The organism is Pseudomonas sp. FG1, from assembly GCF_034313875.1.
GTDB lineage: Bacteria > Pseudomonadota > Gammaproteobacteria > Pseudomonadales > Pseudomonadaceae > Aquipseudomonas > Aquipseudomonas veronii.
Window position 1 is genome coordinate 66,867 of record NZ_JAVIWP010000001.1, and the last position, 18,943, is coordinate 85,809.

Below are 18,943 nucleotides of genomic sequence, written 5' to 3' on the forward strand. Positions count from 1 at the left end.
AACCACCGGGAGCCCGGCCCGTTACACCAGGGTCGTCAACGCCTCACGACTGAACGGCAAGATGTCGCCCTCGCGGTGTTCGCGGACCTTCACCGCCCAATCCGGGTCCACCAGCAGGGCACGGCCGACGGCGACCAGGTCAAACTCATCGTTGTTCAAACGCTCCAGCAGCTTCTCCAGGCTGGCCGGTTGCGCAACCTTGTCAGTGTTGACCATAAACTGCAGGAACTCGCCATCCAGGCCGACGCTGCCGACAGTGATGGTCGGCTTGCCGGTGAGCTGGCGGGTCCAGCCGGCCAGGTTGAGGTTGGAACCTTCGAACTCCGGCTCCCAGAAGCGCCGGGTAGAGCAGTGGAAAATATCCACGCCGGCGTCGGACAGCGGCTTGAGAAACTCGCCCAAAGCCTCGGGGGTTTGCACCAGGCGCGCGGTGTAGTCCTGCTGCTTCCACTGGGAAAAACGCAGGATGATCGGAAAATCCGAGCCGACGGCGGCACGAATGGCCTGGATCAGTTCGATGGCAAAACGCGAACGGTTGGCCAGGCTGCCGCCGTATTCGTCGCTGCGCTGGTTGCTGCCTTCCCAGAAGAACTGGTCCACCAGGTAACCATGGGCGCCGTGGATCTCCACGCCGTCCATGCCGATGCGCTGGGCGTCCCTGGCCGCCTGGGCGAAGGCGGCAATCACGTCCTTGATGTCCTGATGGGTCATGCCGTGGACAACCACGTTGCCATCCTTGAGTTTTTCCATCGGTCCGTAGGCCGGTACGCTGGCATCCGGCTCGGTACCGATGCGGCGCACGCTGCCCACATGCCACAACTGCGGGACGATCTTGCCGCCTTCGGCATGCACGGCATCGACCACTTTCTTCCAGCCCGCCAGCGCCGCTTCACCATAGAAGTGCGGGACATTGGGATAGCCGTTGGACGCCGGGTGATCGACCACGGTGCCTTCGGTGATGATCAGGCCCACACCCGCCGCGGCACGGCGGCGGTAGTACTCGATGACCTTGGAATTGGGGACGCCGCCCGGGGAAAACGAACGGGTCATCGGCGCCATTACCACACGACTCGACAGTTGCAGCGTTCCGAGGTGGAACGGTTTGAACAAGGCTTGGACAGGCATGGCAACACTCCACGAAAGACGGTTTTTATGATGCCGATAATATGGCGCGTGCAGCGTGCTGAGTAGCACTATTGATCAGGGTGATTAAGGCTTAGAAATGCCGGACACCTGTAGGAGCGAGCTGGCTCGCGAAAATCGTCAACGATAACGCGTTCATACTGGATCAACGCGGTGCGCCTGGATTTTTCGCGAGCATGCTCACGCCTACAGGTCAGGGGATCAGCTCAGGGCTTTTTCGATGGCCTGGACGACGGCCGGATCATCCGGTGCCGTTCGCGGCGAGAAACGCGCAAGCACCCGCCCGTCTTTGCCCAGCAGGAATTTCTCGAAGTTCCAGGTGATGTCCCCGGGGAACTCGGCGCCCTCGCCCGCCAATAAGCGGTACAACTGGTGACGCTCAGGGCCGTTCACATCGAGTTTGCTGCCCAGCGGAAAGCTCACCCCGTAATTGAGGCTGCAGAATTCCTGGATGTCTTTCTCGGTCCCCGGTTCCTGGCCCGCAAACTGGTTGCAGGGCAGGCCGAGTACGGTAAACCCCTGGTCCTTGTACTGCTGATAGAGGTTTTCCAACGCCGCGTATTGCGGGGTCAAGCCACATTTGGAGGCCACGTTGACCACCAGCACAACTTTGCCCTTGAAGGGCGCCAGTGGCAGCTCTTGTCCGTCCAACGCTTTGAGTTTCAGGTCGTGGAAAGCACTCATGACGAACTCCAGATATCCCATGTTCTTTGCATTGCGGCTCTTCGAGATTACAACCCGCAAGCCTGCAATCATAGACGCCGATTACAAAACTCGCCTGCGGATCACTGCGCGGTCGGCCACGGCAAAATCGGAATCGCGGTAACGGCGTTCTGCGGGCTGCCTTCGATCAGGCGGTCGCTGTAGACCAGGTACACCAGGGTATTGCGCTTCTTGTCGAGGAAGCGCACCACCTGCATGGTCTTGAACACCAGCGACGTGCGTTCCTTGAACACTTCGTCGCCATCCTTGAGTTCTCCCTTGAAGCGGATCGGCCCGACCTGGCGGCAGGCAATCGACGCCTCGGAGCGGTCTTCGGCCAGGCCCAGGCCGCCTTTGACGCCGCCGGTCTTGGCGCGGGACAGGTAGCAGGTCACGCCATCGACCTTGGGGTCATCGAAGGCTTCGACCACGATCCGGTCGTTGGGGCCGACAAACTTGAACACCGTCGACACCTGGCCGATCTCTTCGGCCGACGCCAGCAACGGCATGGCCAACAGCAGGCCGAGCAATCCCTTCATCACACGCATCGTGTATTCCTTTCGTTTAAACCAGAATCAGGTTGTCGCGGTGGACCAGTTCCGGTTCCGCCATGTAACCCAACAGACCGACAATCGCCTCAGACGACTGCCCGATGATTTTCTGCGCTTCCAGCGCGCTGTAGTTGGCCAGGCCGCGGGCGATCTCACGACCGTCCGGCGCCACGCACACCACCATCTCGCCACGGCGGAAGCTGCCCTGCACCAACTTGACGCCCACCGGCAGCAGGCTCTTGTGACCCAGGGACAACGCCGCCACGGCACCATCGTCGAGTACCAGGGTGCCGCGGGTCTGCAAATGCCCGGCCAGCCACTGCTTGCGCGCGGCCAGCATGCCGCGTTCCGGCGACAGCAGCGTACCGATGCGCTCACCGGCCTTGAGGCGGTCGAGCACGCGCTCCAGGCGCCCGCCGACGATGATCGTGTGGGCACCGGAACGCGCCGCCAGGCGCGCCGCACGCAGTTTGGTCTGCATGCCGCCACGGCCCAGCGCGCCGCCGACGCTGCCGGCCACGGCGTCCAGCGCGGGGTCATCGGCGCGGGCTTCGTAGATCAATTTGGCGTCGGGGTTGGTGCGCGGGTCGGCGTCGAACATGCCGTCACGGTCGGTGAGGATCACCAACAGATCGGCTTCCACTAGGTTGGCCACCAGGGCGGCCAGGGTGTCGTTGTCGCCAAAACGGATTTCGTCGGTGACCACCGTGTCGTTTTCGTTGATCACCGGGATCGCCTTGAGCTCCACCAGCGCGCGCAACGTACTGCGGGCGTTGAGGTAGCGCTTGCGGTCGGACAGGTCGTCGTGGGTCAGCAGGATCTGCGCGGTGTGAAGGCCGTGCTCGGCGAAGCTGGATTCCCAGGCTTGCACCAGGCCCATCTGACCGATGGCGGCAGCGGCTTGCAGTTCGTGCATCGCGCTGGGTCGCGCGGTCCAGCCGAGGCGGCTCATCCCGGCGGCAACCGCTCCGGACGAGACCAGCACCAACTCGACGCCGGCCTCATGCAAGGCCACCATCTGCTCGACCCACACGCTCATGGCTGCGCGATCCAGCCCTTTGCCATCCGCCGTCAGCAACGCACTTCCGATCTTTACGACCCAGCGCTGCGCACCTGTCACTTTGCTCCGCATCATCTTCAACCTTAGTTAGAGGGCGGGACGCGACCCAGCGCCGCCCATAACGTTATTCGTGACTACATTCGTGACTGCAGGTATCCCCAGATACCAAAACGCCGCTCGAGTGAGCGGCGCTTAAGTTTACTGCAACGAATCAGTCGCGCACGTAAATGATTTCCGGACCGTCTTCATCATCCACGTCTTCTTCGTCCCAATCATCGTCGCCGATGTCATGGACCGACTTCACGCCGCTGCGGCGCAAGGCACGCTGGTCGTCCAGGGCTTGCAGCTGGGCGCGGGCTTCGTCTTCGATGCGCTGGTCGAGCTCGGCGAGTTCGGCCTTGAACACCGGGTCGGCCGCCAGGCGGTCGGCGCGGTCTTCCAGGTAACGCATGATGTCGCGGGTCAGGCGCTCGGTGCCTTCTTTGGCGATAGCCGAGATCACGTAGACCGGACCGGTCCACTCCAGGCGATCGACGATTTCCTTGACGCGCTCCTCGTGCTCTTCCTCGAGGATCTGGTCGCACTTGTTCAGCACCAGCCAGCGATCACGCTCAGCCAGGGACGGGCTGAACTTGGTCAGTTCGTTGACGATCACTTCGGCGGCGTCCGGTGCGCTGGTGTCATCCAGCGGCGCCATGTCGACGAGGTGCAGCAGCAAACGGGTACGCGACAAGTGCTTGAGGAAACGGATACCCAGGCCGGCGCCTTCGGAAGCCCCTTCGATCAGGCCGGGAATGTCGGCGATCACGAAGCTTTTCCAACGGTCGACGCTGACCACGCCCAGGTTTGGCACCAGGGTGGTGAACGGGTAGTCGGCGACTTTCGGCTTGGCGGCCGAGACCGAGCGGATGAAGGTACTTTTGCCGGCGTTCGGCAGGCCCAACAGGCCCACGTCGGCCAGTACTTTCATTTCCAGCTTGAGGTCACGCTGCTCGCCCGGCTTGCCTGGAGTGGTCTGGCGTGGCGCACGGTTGGTACTGGACTTGAAACGGGTGTTACCCAGACCGTGCCAGCCGCCCTGCACAACCATCAGCTTCTGGCCGGCCTTGGTCAGGTCGCCGATCACTTCCTGGGTCGCGGAGTCGATGATCGTGGTGCCGACCGGTACGCGCAGCACCATGTCTTCACCTTTTTTACCGGTGCAATCGGTGCTGCCGCCGTTGGAACCACGCTCGGCATCGAAGTGCCGGGTGTAACGGTAGTCCACCAGGGTGTTGAGGTTTTCGTCGGCCATCATGTAGATGGAACCGCCGTCACCGCCGTCACCGCCGTTGGGGCCACCATTTTCGATGAATTTTTCGCGACGGAAACTCATGCAACCGTTACCGCCGTCGCCTGCTTTTACTCGGATGGAAACTTCATCAACGAACTTCATAACAAAACGCCTCTCGCCGCACGGACGAGCTTAAGAAACCAAGACATAAGACTCTTGCAAAAATGAGCGCAGCGACCTCAATCAACGACCGCAAATCCAGCGCTTGAGCTCATTACAAACAGCTTTGCAAGAGACTCACTCCACAAACGAAAAAGCCCCGTCGCGAGACAGGGCTTTTCCAGCAACTACGTAATTATGCCGCGACGACGTCAGTCTTCGGGACGATGCTCACGTAACGGCGACCGAAGGCGCCTTTTACTTCGAACTTGATCACGCCGTCGATTTTAGCGAACAGAGTGTGATCTTTACCCATGCCAACACCGTAACCGGCGTGGAATTGGGTGCCGCGCTGACGCACGATGATGTTGCCCGGAATGATAACCTGGCCGCCATACATCTTCACGCCAAGGCGTTTGGCTTCTGAGTCGCGACCGTTACGGGTACTACCACCAGCTTTTTTGTGTGCCATGAGTCAATTCTCCTAGTGAGGAATTAGGCTGAAATTAAGCCTGAATACCGGTGATTTTGATCTCGGTGTACCACTGGCGGTGGCCCATACGCTTCATGTGGTGCTTACGACGACGGAACTTGATGATGCGGACTTTATCGTGACGACCTTGGGAGATCACTTCAGCCACAACGGTAGCGCCAGCAACAACTGGAGCGCCAATGTTCACGTCATCGCCATTGGCGACCAACAGAACGCGATCAAAAGTCACGGAGTCGCCGGTAGCGAGTTCCAGTTTTTCGATCTTCAGGTATTCACCTGGGGCGACCTTGTATTGCTTGCCACCAGTAACAATTACTGCGTACGACATGGTATTTCTCCGATAATCCTGCTCACCCAGCGCTTTATAAGAAGAGGTATTGGCTGGCATGGCTGCATGGGATGGACGTCCCGAATGCAATTGCGTAAGGCAGGTGCTGCCCAGGAAGTTCAGGGTGCGCGATTGTACGCAAGGCGCGGATACGTTGCAAGAGGCCGTCTATCGCGCCTTGACACTGCGGGGTCAGGGTCCTAGCATGCCGCGCAACCCTTCTGGAGCGACTGTCGCTGATGCAACCCCAAGCTTTCTACCGCGCGGTCGCGGACGATTTTAGCGCCGTCGACGGCATCATCAAGCAGCAGCTGACGTCTAAAGTGCCGCTGGTCTCCAAAATTGGCGACTACATTACGTCGGCGGGCGGTAAACGCCTGCGTCCTTTATTAGTGTTGCTGTGCGGCAAGGCCCTGGGCCGCGAAGGCGATGACCTGCGCCTGCTGGCCGCCACCATCGAGTTCCTGCACACCGCGACCCTGCTGCACGACGACGTGGTCGACATGTCCGGCATGCGCCGTGGTCGCGAGACCGCCAACGCGATGTGGGGCAACGCCCCGAGCGTGCTGGTCGGCGACTTCCTGTACTCGCGCTCGTTCGAAATGATGGTCGAACTGGGCTCGATGCCAGTGATGAAGATTCTTTCACAGGCCACGCGCATCATCGCCGAAGGCGAAGTGTTGCAGTTGTCGAAGGTGCGTGACGCCAGCACCACCGAAGAAACCTACATGGAAGTGATTCGCGGCAAAACCGCGATGCTCTTCGAAGCCTCGACCCACAGCGCCGCCGCCCTGTGCCAAGCCACGGCCGAGCAGGCCGAAGCCCTGCGCACCTTCGGCGACCACCTGGGCGTGGCGTTCCAACTGGTGGACGACCTGCTCGACTACCGTGGCGACGCCGAGACCCTGGGCAAGAACGTCGGCGACGACCTGGCCGAGGGCAAGCCGACCTTGCCGCTGATCTACACCATGCGCGAAGGCACGCCGGAACAGGCGGCCCTGGTACGCAAGGCGATCCAGAAAGGCGGGATCGAAGACCTGGAAAGCATCCGCGCCGCCGTGGAAGCCTCCGGCGCCCTGGACTACACCGCCCACCTGGCGCGTGACTACGTGGCCCGTGCGATCAAGTGCCTGGACGCCCTCCCCGCCAGCGAATACCGGGACGCCCTGGTCGAGCTGAGCGAGTTCGCGGTCGCGCGCACGCACTAGAAATACCAAATGTGGGAGGGGGCTTGCCCCCGATAGCGGTGGATCAGTCAACTTATGCTTAGACTGAAATACCGCCATCGGGGGCAAGCCCCCTCCCACATTTAGTTTGTATTACCAATCCAAGACCGCGCCCTGTCTCCCTACAATTCCCTATATAATGTGCGACTTTAGCCATCCTGACCTTTAAGGAGCTTTAGTGAGCACGTTGCCACCCTGCCCGAAATGCAATTCCGAATTCACCTACGAAGACGGCGCCCAACTGATCTGCCCGGAATGCGCCCATGAGTGGTCCGCCACTGGCGAGGCCGAAGTGGCCAGCGATGAAACCGTGAAGAAAGACTCTGTAGGCAACGTCCTGCAGGACGGCGACACCATCACCGTGATCAAAGACCTCAAGGTCAAGGGCACCTCCCTGGTGGTCAAGGTCGGCACCAAGGTCAAGAACATCCGCCTGTGCGACGGCGACCACGATATCGACTGCAAGATCGACGGTATCGGCCCGATGAAACTCAAGTCCGAGTTCGTCCGCAAGGTCTGATCCTGCTGCTTCCATCCCGCGCCCGCCGCGGGATGGCGTTTCGCCCTGGCTGTTGATCCCTCGCACGACCCACGCAGAAAAATCCGCAAACCGCCAATAGGCACTTGCTATTCTACGAATAAGAATTATTCTCATTGAAACCCATCAAGGAGAACGACATGACTTATTTGATAGATGCCTGGCTGGACCGCCCACACCCTTACCTGCGCATCCTCCATCGGGAAACCGGGGAAGTCTGTGCGGTGCTGGAGGAAGAAGCGCTGAACGAACTGCAGGACCAGGGCGACCTGGACGTGAATGGCCTGAGTTCCAGTGAACCCGGTGTACTGAAGGAAGTGGTGCGCAACCTGTTTCTGTTCTGCTATGCCCGAGCATTGCGCCCGGCGACGGAACTCAATGGCAAGTTTCACCCATGAGCGACCGCGCAAAACCCTGTAGGAGCGAGCTTGCTCGCGAAGAACGCACAAGCAACGCGTTCATCCAGGATGCTCGCGTCATCGTTGACGTTTGTCGCGAGCTAGCTCGTTCCTACAGGTAATCAAAAGCAGGTCTTACAGAACGTCGAGCAGCTCGACGTCGAATACCAGAACGCTGTGCGGCGGAATGCTGCCAACGCCTTGAGCGCCGTAAGCCAGTTCGCTTGGCACGAACAGGCGCCATTTGCTGCCGGCATTCATCAGTTGCAGGGCTTCGGTCCAGCCGGCGATCACGCCGCCAACCGGGAATTCCGCAGGCTGGCCGCGCTCGTAGGAGCTGTCGAACACCGTGCCGTCGATCAGGGTGCCGTGGTAGTGAGTACGCACTTGGTCTTCACGGGTCGGCTTGGCGCCTTCACCGGCAGTCAGCACTTCGAATTGCAGGCCGGAAGCCAGAGTGGTGATGCCGTCACGCTTGGCGTTTTCCGCCAGGAACGCCAGGCCCTCGCCTGCAGCCGCTTCCGCCTTGGCAGCCGCTTCGGCTTGCATGATTTCGCGGATGACCTTGAAGCTCGCGGCCATTTGCTCTTGATCAACACGGCTTGGCTTGCCGGCGAACGCGTCGGTCAGGCCGGCCAGGATTGCGTCCAGGCTCACGCCCGGTGGCGGGTTGTCGCGCAGTTGGTCGCCCAACTGACGGCCGATACCGTAGCTGACGCGGGTTTCGTCGGTGGACAGATTAACTTCGGACATGAAGAGGCTCCGCTGTAGGGCAGCGCTGAAAACACGGTTTTCCCGCACCGCCCAGAACTAAAAGGGCCAGCAGACTAGCACAGAATGTGCGTGCGGGATGAGCGCCGCCCACGTCATGCCTGCCTGGCGCCGGTAGTCGGTGATGCAGGGCTCCGTGCATCGCGCAGGCTAATTAATCGTTTCAGTTTCCCCTGTGCCCGCCGATATGGCCTAAACACCTTGGCTGGCTCAAACAACAACACCGTCCAGCAGACAAACATCATTTTTGCGGAGCACTCGATGAACAGCTGGTTCGGTAACATCAGCGTCAACCTCAAACTGGGCCTGGGCTTCGGCCTGGTGCTTGTCCTCACCTCGATCCTGGCGCTGACCGGCTGGACCAGCCTCGGCGGCCTGATCGACCGTAGCAACTGGATGAGCGACATCACCCAGCTCAACGCCTCCCTGACCAAGCTGCGCATCGTGCGCCTGCAATACATGCTGGCCAACGGCGATGAAAGCGTGGCGCAGAACGTACAAACCAGCCTGGATGCCTTCGTCGCCCAGCAGCAAAAACTCCTGGACAGCTTCAAGAGCCCGGACAACGTCAAGCTGCTCAACGAGCAGAAAGCTGTCATCACGGCGTATCAGCAATCGCTGAACAAAATGCGTGAGGCCTACCGTGCCGGCAATGCTGCGCGCCAGGTCATGGGCGATAAGGCCGACATCGCCAACGCCCAGATCGACGCACTGGACAGCAGTGTGCAGCAGACGCCCGACAACCCCGAGCGCTTCACCCAGTACCAGGCCGTGACTCATGCCAAACAAGAGTTCCAGTTGGCCCGCTACGAAGTGCGCGGCTACACCGGCAACGTCAACGCCGACACCGAAGCCCGCGCCGCCGCCCAGATCGAAAAAGCCATCAACGGCTTGAAAGGCCTCGGCGCGGCGTTCGGCGGTAGCCAACAGGTCGCGCTCAGCGCCCTGGAAAGCGCGCTCGGCGCCTATCGCAGTGCGGTGCAGAACTACAAGGCGGCTAACGCCAATATCGTCGCCGCGCGCGCCGAAATGACCACCCAAGGGGCGGATATCGTCACCATCAGCGACAAGCTCTACGACATCCAGCTCACCCGCCGCGACGCCGAAAGCGCCCAAGCCCGCAGCCTGCAATTGATCAGCACGCTGCTCGCGTTACTGGTCGGCATCGTCGCGGCACTGGTGATCACCCGCCAGATCACACGCCCGATCCAGGAAACCCTGGCCGTGGTCGAACGCATTGCCTCCGGCGACCTGAGCCACAATATCCAGGTCACCCGCCGCGATGAACTGGGCGTACTGCAACAAGGCATCCAGCGCATGGGCACGACCCTGCGCGAGTTGATCAGCGGCATTCGTGACGGCGTGACCCAGATCGCCAGCGCCGCCGAAGAGTTGTCGGCCGTGACCGAACAGACCAGTGCCGGGGTGAACAGCCAGAAGATCGAAACCGATCAAGTCGCCACCGCCATGCACGAAATGACCGCCACCGTGCAGGAAGTCGCACGCAACGCCGAGCAAGCCTCCCGGGCCGCTGCCGATGCCGATGGACAAGCCCGCGCAGGCGACAAGGTAGTGGCCGAAGCCATCGCCCAGATCGAACGCCTGGCCGCCGAAGTAGCGCGTTCCACCGACGCCATGAGCCATCTGCAACAAGAGAGCAACAAAATCGGCAGCGTGATGGACGTGATCAAGGCCGTGGCCGAGCAGACCAACCTGCTCGCGCTCAACGCCGCGATTGAAGCAGCGCGTGCCGGTGAAGCCGGTCGCGGCTTTGCCGTCGTCGCCGACGAAGTGCGTGGCCTGGCCCAGCGCACGCAGAAATCCACCGAGGAAATCGAAGGCCTGGTGGCCGGCTTGCAGAACGGCACCCAGCAGGTGGCCGCGGTGATGAACAACAGCCGCAGCCTCACCGACAGCAGTGTCGAGCTGACGCGCAAGGCCGGCGTATCCCTGGAAAACATCACCCGCACGGTGTCGAATATCCAGTCGATGAACCAGCAGATTGCAGCGGCAGCCGAAGAGCAAAGCGCCGTGGCCGAAGAAATCAGCCGCAGCATCATCAACGTGCGTGACGTGTCGGAACAGACCGCCACCGCGAGTGATGAGACGGCCAAATCGAGCGTGGAACTAGCGCGCTTGGGCAGCCAGTTGCAGCAGATGGTCAGCCACTTCCGGGTGTAAAAACCAAAAAGCCGCCTCGGTCTGCACCGGGGCGGCTCCACTTCTCAGACCTTAACGGTCATCGAAGCTGTCTCGCAGGAATGTCCATACGTGATAAACACGCAGGGCATTCACGACGAGGTTCCACGCACGTCGTGCAAACTTAGACATACTCGGCCCTCCATGAGTTGGGCCTTACCTCCAGCGCACTTACCGGAACATGTGAGCCTTTGGATGCGGGTCAACGCTTCCTGTGAGGCGGCTGGGTTTTGGTTCCTCCCGCATGAATCCGGCACGGATTACTAGCCCGTGGCGTTCGGTCCATAATTCCGCGCGCATACCCAACCACCTCAAAACGACATACATGGAACGGAGGTGATACTAACCAACATCTCGATCAAAGGTGTGACAAGTGACGATAAAACCTGATGTGATGATCAGCTAATTTATTGCCAATTTTTGCAGCTAGTGTTGAGTAAACTCAAAGTGCAAGCGTTGAAAAAAACCGACAATCGTCAAGCCTTGCGTGATGCGATAACCGGCATTAATATCTGTTGGGTGGGTCAACGCTTCCTGTTAGAACGCAACCCCAGCCACTCACTGGGTTTGCACAAAAAAACCGCCCTACTAAGGCGGTTTTTTATTGCCTGCGATTTACCCCTCAGCCCTCGCCTTCCTCGACAAACACCAGCCGATTGCCAAACGGATCGTGGATGCTCATCTCCCGCGAACCCCAGGGCATTTCTTCAACGCCTGGCTTGGCAAAACGATAGTCCTTGCCCTGCAATTGCTGCTGATAGGCGTCTACACCCTGCGCCTGAATCCGCACCGCCGCACCCGGCGATGCATCGCCATGGTGCTCGGACAAATGCAGTACGCACTCACCCAACGACACCTGCAGATACAACGGAAAATTCGCCTCGAAGCGATGCTGCCAATCGACCTTGAACCCAAGGAAGTCGACATAAAACTCCAACGCCTTGGCCTCGTCGAAAATCCGCAGGATGGGGGTGACTTTTCCTAAGTGCATGGCAACCGCTCCGTGTGTAAGAGCGCCCACTATAGAGTCGAAAACCCAGCCCGCAAATCCCCACTGCGCGCCAGGAACCGCCCCGGCCGCTGACCATTCGGCTGCCCGTCGCTGTAGCTCAACACGCCGTTGACCCACACGCCATCAATCCCTTCTGCCGCCTGCTGCGGCGCCTTGAAATCCGCCACATCGCGCACGCGCAACGGATCGAACAGCACCAAGTCGGCCCAGTGCCCTACACAGATTTCGCCCCGCTCCGACAAACCGAACCGCGCCGCCGACAAGCCGGTCATCTTATGCACCGCCGTGTGCAGCGGGAACAGCCCGACGTCCCGACTGAAGTGGCCCAACACCCGCGGAAACGCGCCCCACAAGCGCGGATGCGGGAACGGATCTTCGGGCAACCCATCCGACCCGACCATCGACAGCGGATGCGCAAGGATACGGCGCACATCCGCTTCGTCCATGCCGTAATACACCGCCCCCGCCGGTTGCAGGCGACGGGCCGCGTCCATCAGCGAAACATCCCACTCGGCGGCGATCGCCTGCAAGTCGCGCCCGCCCATTTCCGGGTGCGCGGTCGACCAGGTGATGGTGATGCGAAACGCATCGGTGACTTGCTTGAGATCCAGGGTCGAAGAACTCGCCGCATAGGGGTAACAATCACACCCCACCGGATGGGTTTTCGCCGCCTGCTCCAGCGCCGCCAACAGCTGCGGACTACGCCCCCAGTTACCCGCGCCGGCACATTTGAGGTGGGAAATGATCACCGGCACCTGAGCATGCCGACCGATCAGAAACGCCTCGTCCATGGCCGCCAGCACCGGCTCGAACTCACTGCGCAGATGGGTGGTGTACACCGCGCCGAACGCCGTCAGTTCTTCGCTCAGTTGCAGCACTTCATCGGTCTCGGCATTGAACGCGCTGGCGTAGGCCAGGCCGGTGGATAAGCCAAGGGCGCCATCCTCCAGGCTTTCGCGCAACTGCGTGCGCATCGCGGCGATTTCATCGAAAGTGGCACTGCGATGCAGGTCGTCCATATGGTTGCTGCGCAGCGCCGTGTGGCCGATCAGCGCCGCGACGTTGACCGCCGGCTGGGCGCGTTCCACGGCGGCGCGGTAATCGGCAAAACGCGGATAGGTGAACGCTTCACGCGGGCCCAGCAGGTTCATCGGGTCCGGCGGCTCACCGCGCAAACTCACCGGCGAGGCGCTGATACCGCAGTTGCCGACAATCACCGTGGTCACGCCCTGGCTGAGCTTGGGCAGCATCTGCGGCTGACGGATCACCACCGTGTCATCGTGGGTGTGTACATCGATAAACCCCGGCGCCAACACCCGGCCGCGGGCGTCGATCACCTGTGTGGCCAGCGCGGCCGACAAGTCGCCGATCGCCTCGATACGCCCGTCGCGCAGCCCCACATCGGCGACATACCCAGGCGTGTTGCGGCCATCCATGATCAGCGCCTGGCGGATCAGCGTGTCGTACTGCATATCAGTCTCCCAGCGGCAGGCTGTCGGGCCCGCCGCGATAGTCGTCGAGGGCCAGCTTGATGCGGCGCAGGCGTTCTTGGTTGTCGTCCGGCATGGCCAGCGCCAGCTCGGTGGCGAGCAGGTCGATGGCCAGCAGCATGCCGTAGCGCGCCGCCGTGGGTTTGTAGATGAAGCTGGTTTCGGCCGGTTGCAGCGCCAGTACCACATCCGCCAGCCCGGCCAGGGGTGAAGCGGCCAGGGTGATGGCGACGATGGGCGTGTCGTAGTTGCGCGCCAGGGCCACCACGTCCAGCAACTCCGGGGTGAGGCCGCTGAGCGAACAAACGATCAGCGCCTGCTCGGGCCCCAGCGTCGCCGCCGTGACGCGCATCATCACCGGGTCATGGCAGGCGGCAATCGGATAGCCCAGGCGCACCAGACGCACTTGCAACTCCTCGCTGCACAGGCTCGACGGGCCGCCCATGCCGAACGCGTGGATCATCCGCGCCTTGCCCAGCAGGCTGACCGCATCGACGAAGCCGGCCTGATCGAACCCCGACAAGTGCTGGCGCAACGTCGCTTCGATATCGCCGAGAATCTGCCGATGAAACCCCGACTGCTCAGGCTTGCCCGCCGGGTCGAGGAAGCGGCTGCCCACGCCACTGGCCTGGGCCAGTTGCAGGCGCAAGTCGCGCAAATCCCGGCACCCGACGCTGCGCGCAAACCGCGACAACGTCGCGGTGCTGACCTCGGCGCGTTGGGACAACGCCTCCAGGCTAGCCGACGCGGCAAAGCCCACGTCATCGAGCATCAGCTTGGCGATACGCCCTTCGCCAGCACTGAAAGACGCCTGGCGGGCGCGGATCTGGTAGAGGATGTCCATGGAGGCTCCGGGTTACAGGACGCAGGACAGACCATACGTCAGACCGAAGGCGACCAGCGAAATCAGGGTCTCCAACACGGTCCAGGTCTTGAAGGTCTGGATCACAGTCATATTGAAGTATTCCTTGATCAGCCAGAAGCCGCCGTCGTTGACGTGGGAAAAGATCACCGAACCCGCCCCGGTCGCCAGCACCAGCAATTCAGGGTGTGGATAACCCAGGCCCAGCGCAACCGGCGCAACCACCCCGGAAGCGGTGGTCATGGCCACGGTGGCCGAGCCGGTGGCGATACGCATCAACGCGGCGAACAGCCAGCCCATCACCAGCGGCGACAGGTTGAACGCATGGGCCAGGCCGAGGATTTCGTTGGTCACGCCGGCGTCCACCAGAATCCGGTTCAACCCGCCGCCCGCGCCCACCAGCAAGGTGATACTCGCGGTCGGCGCCAGGCATTCGTTGGTGAACTTGAGGATCGACTCGCGGTTGAAACCCTGCGCCAGGCCGAGGGTCCAGAAACTCACCAGGGTCGCCACCAGCAGCGCGATCACCGAGTTGCCGATAAACAACAGGAACTGGTTGAAACCGCTGCCGGGCGTGGAAATCAGATTGGCCCAGCCGCCGATCATCATCAGCACCACCGGCAACAGAATGGTGCCCATGGTCAGGGCGAAACTCGGCAAACGGCTGCGTGGCTCGCGCTCGATGAACTGGCGCTCCAGCGGGTTTTCCGCTGGCAGGTGAATGCGCGGCACGATGAACTTGGCGTACAGCGGGCCGGCGATGATCGCCGTGGGAATGCCGATCAAAATCGCATAGAGCACGGTCTGCCCGACCGAGGCGTTATACGCCAGCACCGCCATCATCGCCGCCGGGTGCGGCGGCACCAGCGCATGCACCACCGACAGGCCGGCAACCATCGGCAAGCCGACCATCAGGATCGACACCCCCACACGCCGCGCCACGGTAAAGGCGATCGGCACCAGCAACACAAAACCGACCTCGAAAAACAGCGGCAGCCCCACCAGAAAGGCAATGCACACCATCGCCCAATGGGCGTTGCGCTCGCCGAACCGGTTGATCAGCGTGCGCGCCACCTGCTCGGCGCCGCCGGATTCAGCCATCATCTTGCCGAGCATGGTGCCCAGCGCGACCACCAGGGCGATATGCCCCAGGGTTTTGCCGACGCCCGCTTCGTAGGAGCCCATGATGGTGTCCGCCGGCATCCCGGCCATCAGCGCCAGGCCGATGGACACCAGGGTGATGACGATAAACGGGTTGAGTCGGTAACGTGCAATCAGCACGATCAAAGCAATGATGGCGATGGCGGCGTATGCCAATAGCCCGAAGCCCGGTGATGCGGCCATGCGGTACTCCTCGGAAAGGGTCACGTCGAATTGGTTGTGAAACTCATAAATCATTACCGAGGAGCATTTTCAATTTTTATGAAAGTAATTTTCGCCCACAGATAAGCGCTGTCGCGTTGGGACATGCCCAACGGCCGCGCATGAAAATTCGGGGGGTGTTCTTACATCAAATTCAGAAAAGACCGGAAACTCAACGCGCACGCTTGAGTCTTAAAATGCGCCCCCACGAACATCCAGGACACTCGATCATGACCCGCACCTCTCTCACCGCCTGCGCCCTGCTGCTCGCCCTGTGCGGCAGCGCGTCGGCCGCCGACAACGCCGCACTGAAGAAATGCATGGACAGCGCCAACACGACCGTGGACATGGTCAAGTGCAACACCCAACAGGCCAAGGTGCAGGACAAACGCCTGAACACCGCCTACCAGACCGCCCTCGCCGCCCAGGAAGGCGCGCGCAAGCAGCAATTGCAGGACGTGCAGCGCCTGTGGATCAAATACCGCGATGCCAATTGCGCCTTTGCCGGCAGTGCCACCGGCGGCAGCATCGATCAGGTCAACGGCTCCGCCTGTGTGCTGGACATGACCCAGACCCGCGCCCAGGAACTGGAAGACCTGGTCGGGCCGTAATGAATGAAAACCCTCGCCCTCCCGTAGGAGCGAGCTTGCTCGCGAAAATCGTCAACGATGACGCGTGTTGTCTGGATAGACGTGGCGCTCTCGGGTTTTTCGCGAGCAAGCTCGCTCTTACAGGGGTTGCGGTCAGTCGTGATGGACCTTGGCGCGCTTGAGCAGCTTCTTGCAGCGCTCGGACAAATGCAGCACGCGCAGATGCTTGCCGGCCTTGCTGTAACGCTCGCGCAAGGTCATCAGCGCGGCAATCGCGGAGTAGTCGACAACGCTCAGGTGGCGGCAATCCAGCGTCACCGCGGCCGGGTCGTTGGCCGGGTCGAATTGATTCAAAAACGGCGTGGTCGAGGCAAAGAACAACGTGCCATGCACGCGGTAGAGTTTGCTGCCGTCCGCTTCCAGATATTCATCGGCGTACAGTTCACGCGCCTGTTGCCAGGCGAAGTTCAGCGCTGCGATTACGATCCCGCAGAGCACCGCCGTGGCCAGGTCGGTGAACACGGTGATCACGGTCACCGCGATGATCACCAGCACGTCATTGAGCGGCACCTTGTTGATCACCCGCAGCGACGCCCAGGCGAAGGTCTGCTGCGACACCACGAACATCACCCCGACCAGCGCCGCCAGCGGGATGCGCTCGATCAGCGGTGACAGAAACAGAATGAACAACAGGATCATCACCCCAGCCAAGACCCCGGACAAACGTCCGCGTCCGCCGGAGCTGAGGTTGATCACGGTTTGCCCGATCATCGCGCAACCGCCCATGCCGCCGAACAGGCCCGAGAGCATATTCGCCGCGCCCAGGGCCATGCTTTCGCGGTCGGGGTAGCCGCGGCTCTCGGTGATTTCGTCGGTGAGGTTGAGGGTCAACAGGGTTTCCAGCAGGCCGACCATCGCCATCAGAAACGCGTAGGGCGCGATGATGCCGAGGGTATCCAGGCTCCAGGGGATCTGCGGCAGTGCGAAGCTCGGCAGGCCACCGGCGATGTGGGCCATGTCGCCCAGCGTGCGCGTCGGCAAGCCCAGCAGGTACACCGCCAGGCCCACGCCGAGGATCGCCACCAGAGCGGGCGGCACGGCACGGGTCAGGCGCGGCAACAGGTAGACGATGGCCATGGTCACCAGCACCAGGCCGCTCATCACATACAGCGGCGTGCCGCTGAGCCAGGTATCACCGCTCTTGAAATGCTCCAACTGCGCCAGGGCAATGATGATCGCCAGGCCGTTGACGAACCCCAGCATCACCGGGTGCGGCACCATCCGCACCAGCTTGCCCAGGCGCAGCAGGCCGAAGACCAGCATAATCAGCCCGCCCAGCAGCACCGTCGCGAGCAAATACTCCACGCCGTGTTGCACCACCAGCGCGACGATCACCACCGCCATCGACCCTGCGGCGCCAGAGACCATTCCCGGCCGCCCGCCGAACAATGCCGTGAGGGTGCAGATGATGAACGCGCCGTAGAGCCCCATCAGCGGGTTGAGGTGTGCCACCAGGGCAAAGGCGATGCACTCGGGCAGCAAGGCAAAAGACGTGGTGAGGCCGGCCAGGGCGTCGGCGCGAAGACGGGTGAGGTTCATGAGGTACCGGGCATTGCGGGGAATAAGGCGGGGAATGGTACGGAAATGCGGTCGGTGGTGCCAGTGAAGCGTCAGGGCAGATTGACCGGGATGCCCCGTTCGCGGGCAAGCCCACTCCCATGGTTTGATCGGTGCACCCGTTATCGAGGTGTGAACACCGTCAAATGTGGGAGTGGGCTTGCCCGCGAAGGGTACACCACGGTCTCACGCCGACATCAGACCATCTCGCGGCGAATCCACTCCACCACCGATGTGCGCTTGGGCACCCATCCCAACAATTCACGGGCATGCTTGCCGCGCACCCGGCTGTTGGAGCCCAGGCCGTAATTGGCCATTTCATAGCCCCATTCGGCTTCTGCGTCGGCCAACGGCCAGTCCTGCGGCTTGCCCAGGTTCAGGGCTTCGGCGATGGCGGTGGTCATGTCGATGAACGCCGCTTCACCGCTTTCCACGAAGTAGAACGTGCCCGGCACATTCTTCTCCAGCGCCAGCAGATAGAGCGCGACCACGTCCTCGATATGCACATTGGACCAGATGTTCTGCCCCGTACCGACATGGCGCACCACCCCGCTCTTGCGCGCCTGCTTGAGCAAGCGCGGCAGTTGCACGCTGTCGCGCTTCACGCCCAGGCTGTGGCCGTAGATCAGGGTGTTGCAGATCACCGCCGAGTTCACCCCGTCTTGGGCGGCTGCCAGGATCAGGTTGTCGATGGCGACACGTGCGGCCTTGTCGACGGTCGGTTCCGGCAGGTGGTCCTCGAAGTAGATGATATCGCTGGCCTTGCCGCCCGATGCATCGCCGACGATGCTCGAACCGCTGGTGTGCAGGAACGGTTTGTTCGAACCTTTCAAGGCGGCCAACAGCGTTTCCACCGCCGCGCGATGGTCGCTGCTGGCGGCGTTGATCACCGCGTCGGCCTGCCTGGCCTGTTCGGTCAACACCGCACGGTCGTCCAGGGTGCCGATGACCGGGGTGATGCCCAGGGCCGTCATCTCGGCGGCTTGCTCGGCGCTGCGCACCAGGCCCGTCACATGGTGGCCGGCCTTGACCAGGCCGGTGGCGATGGAGCCGCCGATAAATCCGGCGGCGCCGGTAACGAATACGTTCATGGAGGTCTCTCCTGACTGAGTAAGTGATGGGCCCAGTATCAAGCCCCCATCCCTGGCGAATAAGACCGTGTTGCCCAA

At 61.7% G+C, this 18,943-nt stretch carries 18 protein-coding genes and 2 pseudogenes; 6 read left to right on the forward strand and 14 right to left on the reverse strand.

The genetic code is table 11. From position 1 onward, the window contains the following. Window positions 1-21 precede the first annotated feature (21 nt). From RGV59_RS00345 to rplU, 7 genes are all read right to left on the reverse strand, one after another. Window positions 22-1,125 (reverse strand): NADH:flavin oxidoreductase, encoded by a 1,104-nt coding sequence (locus RGV59_RS00345; RefSeq protein WP_057005287.1) that lies wholly within the window; start codon window positions 1,123-1,125, stop codon window positions 22-24. Window positions 1,126-1,344: 219 nt separating this feature from the next. Next, window positions 1,345-1,827: a glutathione peroxidase gene (locus tag RGV59_RS00350; RefSeq protein WP_017847752.1), complete on the reverse strand. Its 483-nt coding sequence runs from the start codon at window positions 1,825-1,827 to the stop codon at window positions 1,345-1,347. A 101-nt stretch (window positions 1,828-1,928) separates the two neighbouring features. Further along, on the reverse strand, window positions 1,929-2,393 hold the full coding sequence (locus RGV59_RS00355; RefSeq protein WP_017847751.1) for a CreA family protein: 465 nt from the start codon (window positions 2,391-2,393) through the stop codon (window positions 1,929-1,931). 16 nt (window positions 2,394-2,409) lie between these two features. Further along, window positions 2,410-3,528, reverse strand: coding sequence for a glutamate 5-kinase (gene proB, locus RGV59_RS00360; RefSeq protein WP_057005288.1), 1,119 nt, complete (start codon window positions 3,526-3,528; stop codon window positions 2,410-2,412). 139 nt (window positions 3,529-3,667) lie between these two features. After that, the gene (gene cgtA, locus RGV59_RS00365) at window positions 3,668-4,891 is read right to left on the reverse strand and encodes an Obg family GTPase CgtA (RefSeq protein WP_017847749.1); all 1,224 of its coding nucleotides are present in this window, start codon (window positions 4,889-4,891) and stop codon (window positions 3,668-3,670) included. A 193-nt stretch (window positions 4,892-5,084) separates the two neighbouring features. Beyond that, complete coding sequence (gene rpmA, locus RGV59_RS00370; RefSeq protein ID WP_007901871.1) at window positions 5,085-5,360, reverse strand: 50S ribosomal protein L27; 276 nt, start codon at window positions 5,358-5,360, stop codon at window positions 5,085-5,087. Between the two features lie 34 nt (window positions 5,361-5,394). Beyond that, the gene (gene rplU, locus RGV59_RS00375) at window positions 5,395-5,709 is read right to left on the reverse strand and encodes a 50S ribosomal protein L21 (RefSeq protein ID WP_017847748.1); all 315 of its coding nucleotides are present in this window, start codon (window positions 5,707-5,709) and stop codon (window positions 5,395-5,397) included. Window positions 5,710-5,948: 239 nt separating this feature from the next. Between rplU and RGV59_RS00380 the strand changes: the two genes are divergently transcribed. The 3 genes from RGV59_RS00380 (at window position 5,949) to RGV59_RS00390 (ending at window position 7,871) form a co-directional block, all read left to right on the forward strand. Next, entirely contained in the window at window positions 5,949-6,917 is a 969-nt protein-coding gene (locus RGV59_RS00380; RefSeq protein WP_017847747.1) for a polyprenyl synthetase family protein, read from the forward strand. Between the two features lie 196 nt (window positions 6,918-7,113). Further along, window positions 7,114-7,455: a zinc ribbon domain-containing protein YjdM gene (locus tag RGV59_RS00385; protein ID WP_017847746.1), complete on the forward strand. Its 342-nt coding sequence runs from the start codon at window positions 7,114-7,116 to the stop codon at window positions 7,453-7,455. Between the two features lie 158 nt (window positions 7,456-7,613). Further along, window positions 7,614-7,871 (forward strand): hypothetical protein, encoded by a 258-nt coding sequence (locus tag RGV59_RS00390; RefSeq protein WP_003194088.1) that lies wholly within the window; start codon window positions 7,614-7,616, stop codon window positions 7,869-7,871. Window positions 7,872-8,006: 135 nt separating this feature from the next. Here the strand turns inward: RGV59_RS00390 and RGV59_RS00395 are convergent, their stop codons facing one another. Continuing rightward, window positions 8,007-8,624, reverse strand: a complete 618-nt coding sequence (locus tag RGV59_RS00395; protein WP_017847745.1) for an FKBP-type peptidyl-prolyl cis-trans isomerase — start codon at window positions 8,622-8,624, stop codon at window positions 8,007-8,009. A 279-nt stretch (window positions 8,625-8,903) separates the two neighbouring features. Here RGV59_RS00395 and RGV59_RS31635 point away from each other — a divergent pair. Together RGV59_RS31635 and RGV59_RS31640 are read left to right on the forward strand one after the other, a co-directional pair. Then, a pseudogene (locus tag RGV59_RS31635) lies at window positions 8,904-9,968 on the forward strand (methyl-accepting chemotaxis protein); the annotation flags it as partial. Between the two features lie 258 nt (window positions 9,969-10,226). Beyond that, a pseudogene (locus tag RGV59_RS31640) lies at window positions 10,227-10,823 on the forward strand (methyl-accepting chemotaxis protein); the annotation flags it as partial. Window positions 10,824-11,463: 640 nt separating this feature from the next. On the opposite strand, the gene RGV59_RS00405 reads toward RGV59_RS31640, so the two are convergent. From RGV59_RS00405 to RGV59_RS00420, 4 genes are read right to left on the reverse strand one after another with little or no spacing between them, the layout of a single operon-like run. Continuing rightward, window positions 11,464-11,832: a glyoxalase superfamily protein gene (locus RGV59_RS00405; RefSeq protein WP_017847743.1), complete on the reverse strand. Its 369-nt coding sequence runs from the start codon at window positions 11,830-11,832 to the stop codon at window positions 11,464-11,466. A 29-nt stretch (window positions 11,833-11,861) separates the two neighbouring features. Beyond that, entirely contained in the window at window positions 11,862-13,325 is a 1,464-nt protein-coding gene (locus tag RGV59_RS00410) for an N-acyl-D-amino-acid deacylase family protein (RefSeq protein WP_126586658.1), read from the reverse strand. Window position 13,326: 1 nt separating this feature from the next. Beyond that, window positions 13,327-14,187: a MurR/RpiR family transcriptional regulator gene (locus RGV59_RS00415; protein ID WP_046488199.1), complete on the reverse strand. Its 861-nt coding sequence runs from the start codon at window positions 14,185-14,187 to the stop codon at window positions 13,327-13,329. A gap of 12 nt (window positions 14,188-14,199) precedes the next feature. Next, on the reverse strand, window positions 14,200-15,549 hold the full coding sequence (locus tag RGV59_RS00420; protein ID WP_198718519.1) for a gluconate:H+ symporter: 1,350 nt from the start codon (window positions 15,547-15,549) through the stop codon (window positions 14,200-14,202). A 248-nt stretch (window positions 15,550-15,797) separates the two neighbouring features. Here RGV59_RS00420 and RGV59_RS00425 point away from each other — a divergent pair, with 248 nt between their 5' ends. Continuing rightward, window positions 15,798-16,178, forward strand: a complete 381-nt coding sequence (locus RGV59_RS00425; protein ID WP_017847739.1) for a lysozyme inhibitor LprI family protein — start codon at window positions 15,798-15,800, stop codon at window positions 16,176-16,178. A gap of 132 nt (window positions 16,179-16,310) precedes the next feature. Here RGV59_RS00425 and RGV59_RS00430 read toward each other — a convergent pair whose 3' ends face one another. Continuing rightward, window positions 16,311-17,756, reverse strand: a complete 1,446-nt coding sequence (locus RGV59_RS00430) for a SulP family inorganic anion transporter (RefSeq protein WP_079444687.1) — start codon at window positions 17,754-17,756, stop codon at window positions 16,311-16,313. Window positions 17,757-17,971: 215 nt separating this feature from the next. Beyond that, window positions 17,972-18,865 (reverse strand): NAD-dependent epimerase/dehydratase family protein, encoded by an 894-nt coding sequence (locus tag RGV59_RS00435; protein WP_126586660.1) that lies wholly within the window; start codon window positions 18,863-18,865, stop codon window positions 17,972-17,974. Window positions 18,866-18,943 lie beyond the last annotated feature (78 nt).

Coding starts and splice junctions, on each gene's coding strand:
- RGV59_RS00355 (WP_017847751.1), bottom strand. CDS start 2,393: ATGCGTGTGATGAAGGGATTGCTCGGCCTGCTGTTGGCCATGCCGTTG.
- rpmA (WP_007901871.1), bottom strand. CDS start 5,360: ATGGCACACAAAAAAGCTGGTGGTAGTACCCGTAACGGTCGCGACTCA.
- RGV59_RS00390 (WP_003194088.1), top strand. CDS start 7,614: ATGACTTATTTGATAGATGCCTGGCTGGACCGCCCACACCCTTACCTG.
- rplU (WP_017847748.1), bottom strand. CDS start 5,709: ATGTCGTACGCAGTAATTGTTACTGGTGGCAAGCAATACAAGGTCGCC.
- RGV59_RS00395 (WP_017847745.1), bottom strand. CDS start 8,624: ATGTCCGAAGTTAATCTGTCCACCGACGAAACCCGCGTCAGCTACGGT.
- proB (WP_057005288.1), bottom strand. CDS start 3,528: ATGCGGAGCAAAGTGACAGGTGCGCAGCGCTGGGTCGTAAAGATCGGA.
- RGV59_RS00405 (WP_017847743.1), bottom strand. CDS start 11,832: ATGCACTTAGGAAAAGTCACCCCCATCCTGCGGATTTTCGACGAGGCC.
- RGV59_RS00350 (WP_017847752.1), bottom strand. CDS start 1,827: ATGAGTGCTTTCCACGACCTGAAACTCAAAGCGTTGGACGGACAAGAG.
- cgtA (WP_017847749.1), bottom strand. CDS start 4,891: ATGAAGTTCGTTGATGAAGTTTCCATCCGAGTAAAAGCAGGCGACGGC.
- RGV59_RS00435 (WP_126586660.1), bottom strand. CDS start 18,865: ATGAACGTATTCGTTACCGGCGCCGCCGGATTTATCGGCGGCTCCATC.
- RGV59_RS00345 (WP_057005287.1), bottom strand. CDS start 1,125: ATGCCTGTCCAAGCCTTGTTCAAACCGTTCCACCTCGGAACGCTGCAA.
- RGV59_RS00415 (WP_046488199.1), bottom strand. CDS start 14,187: ATGGACATCCTCTACCAGATCCGCGCCCGCCAGGCGTCTTTCAGTGCT.
- RGV59_RS00410 (WP_126586658.1), bottom strand. CDS start 13,325: ATGCAGTACGACACGCTGATCCGCCAGGCGCTGATCATGGATGGCCGC.
- RGV59_RS00420 (WP_198718519.1), bottom strand. CDS start 15,549: ATGGCCGCATCACCGGGCTTCGGGCTATTGGCATACGCCGCCATCGCC.
- RGV59_RS00425 (WP_017847739.1), top strand. CDS start 15,798: ATGACCCGCACCTCTCTCACCGCCTGCGCCCTGCTGCTCGCCCTGTGC.
- RGV59_RS00380 (WP_017847747.1), top strand. CDS start 5,949: ATGCAACCCCAAGCTTTCTACCGCGCGGTCGCGGACGATTTTAGCGCC.
- RGV59_RS00430 (WP_079444687.1), bottom strand. CDS start 17,756: ATGAACCTCACCCGTCTTCGCGCCGACGCCCTGGCCGGCCTCACCACG.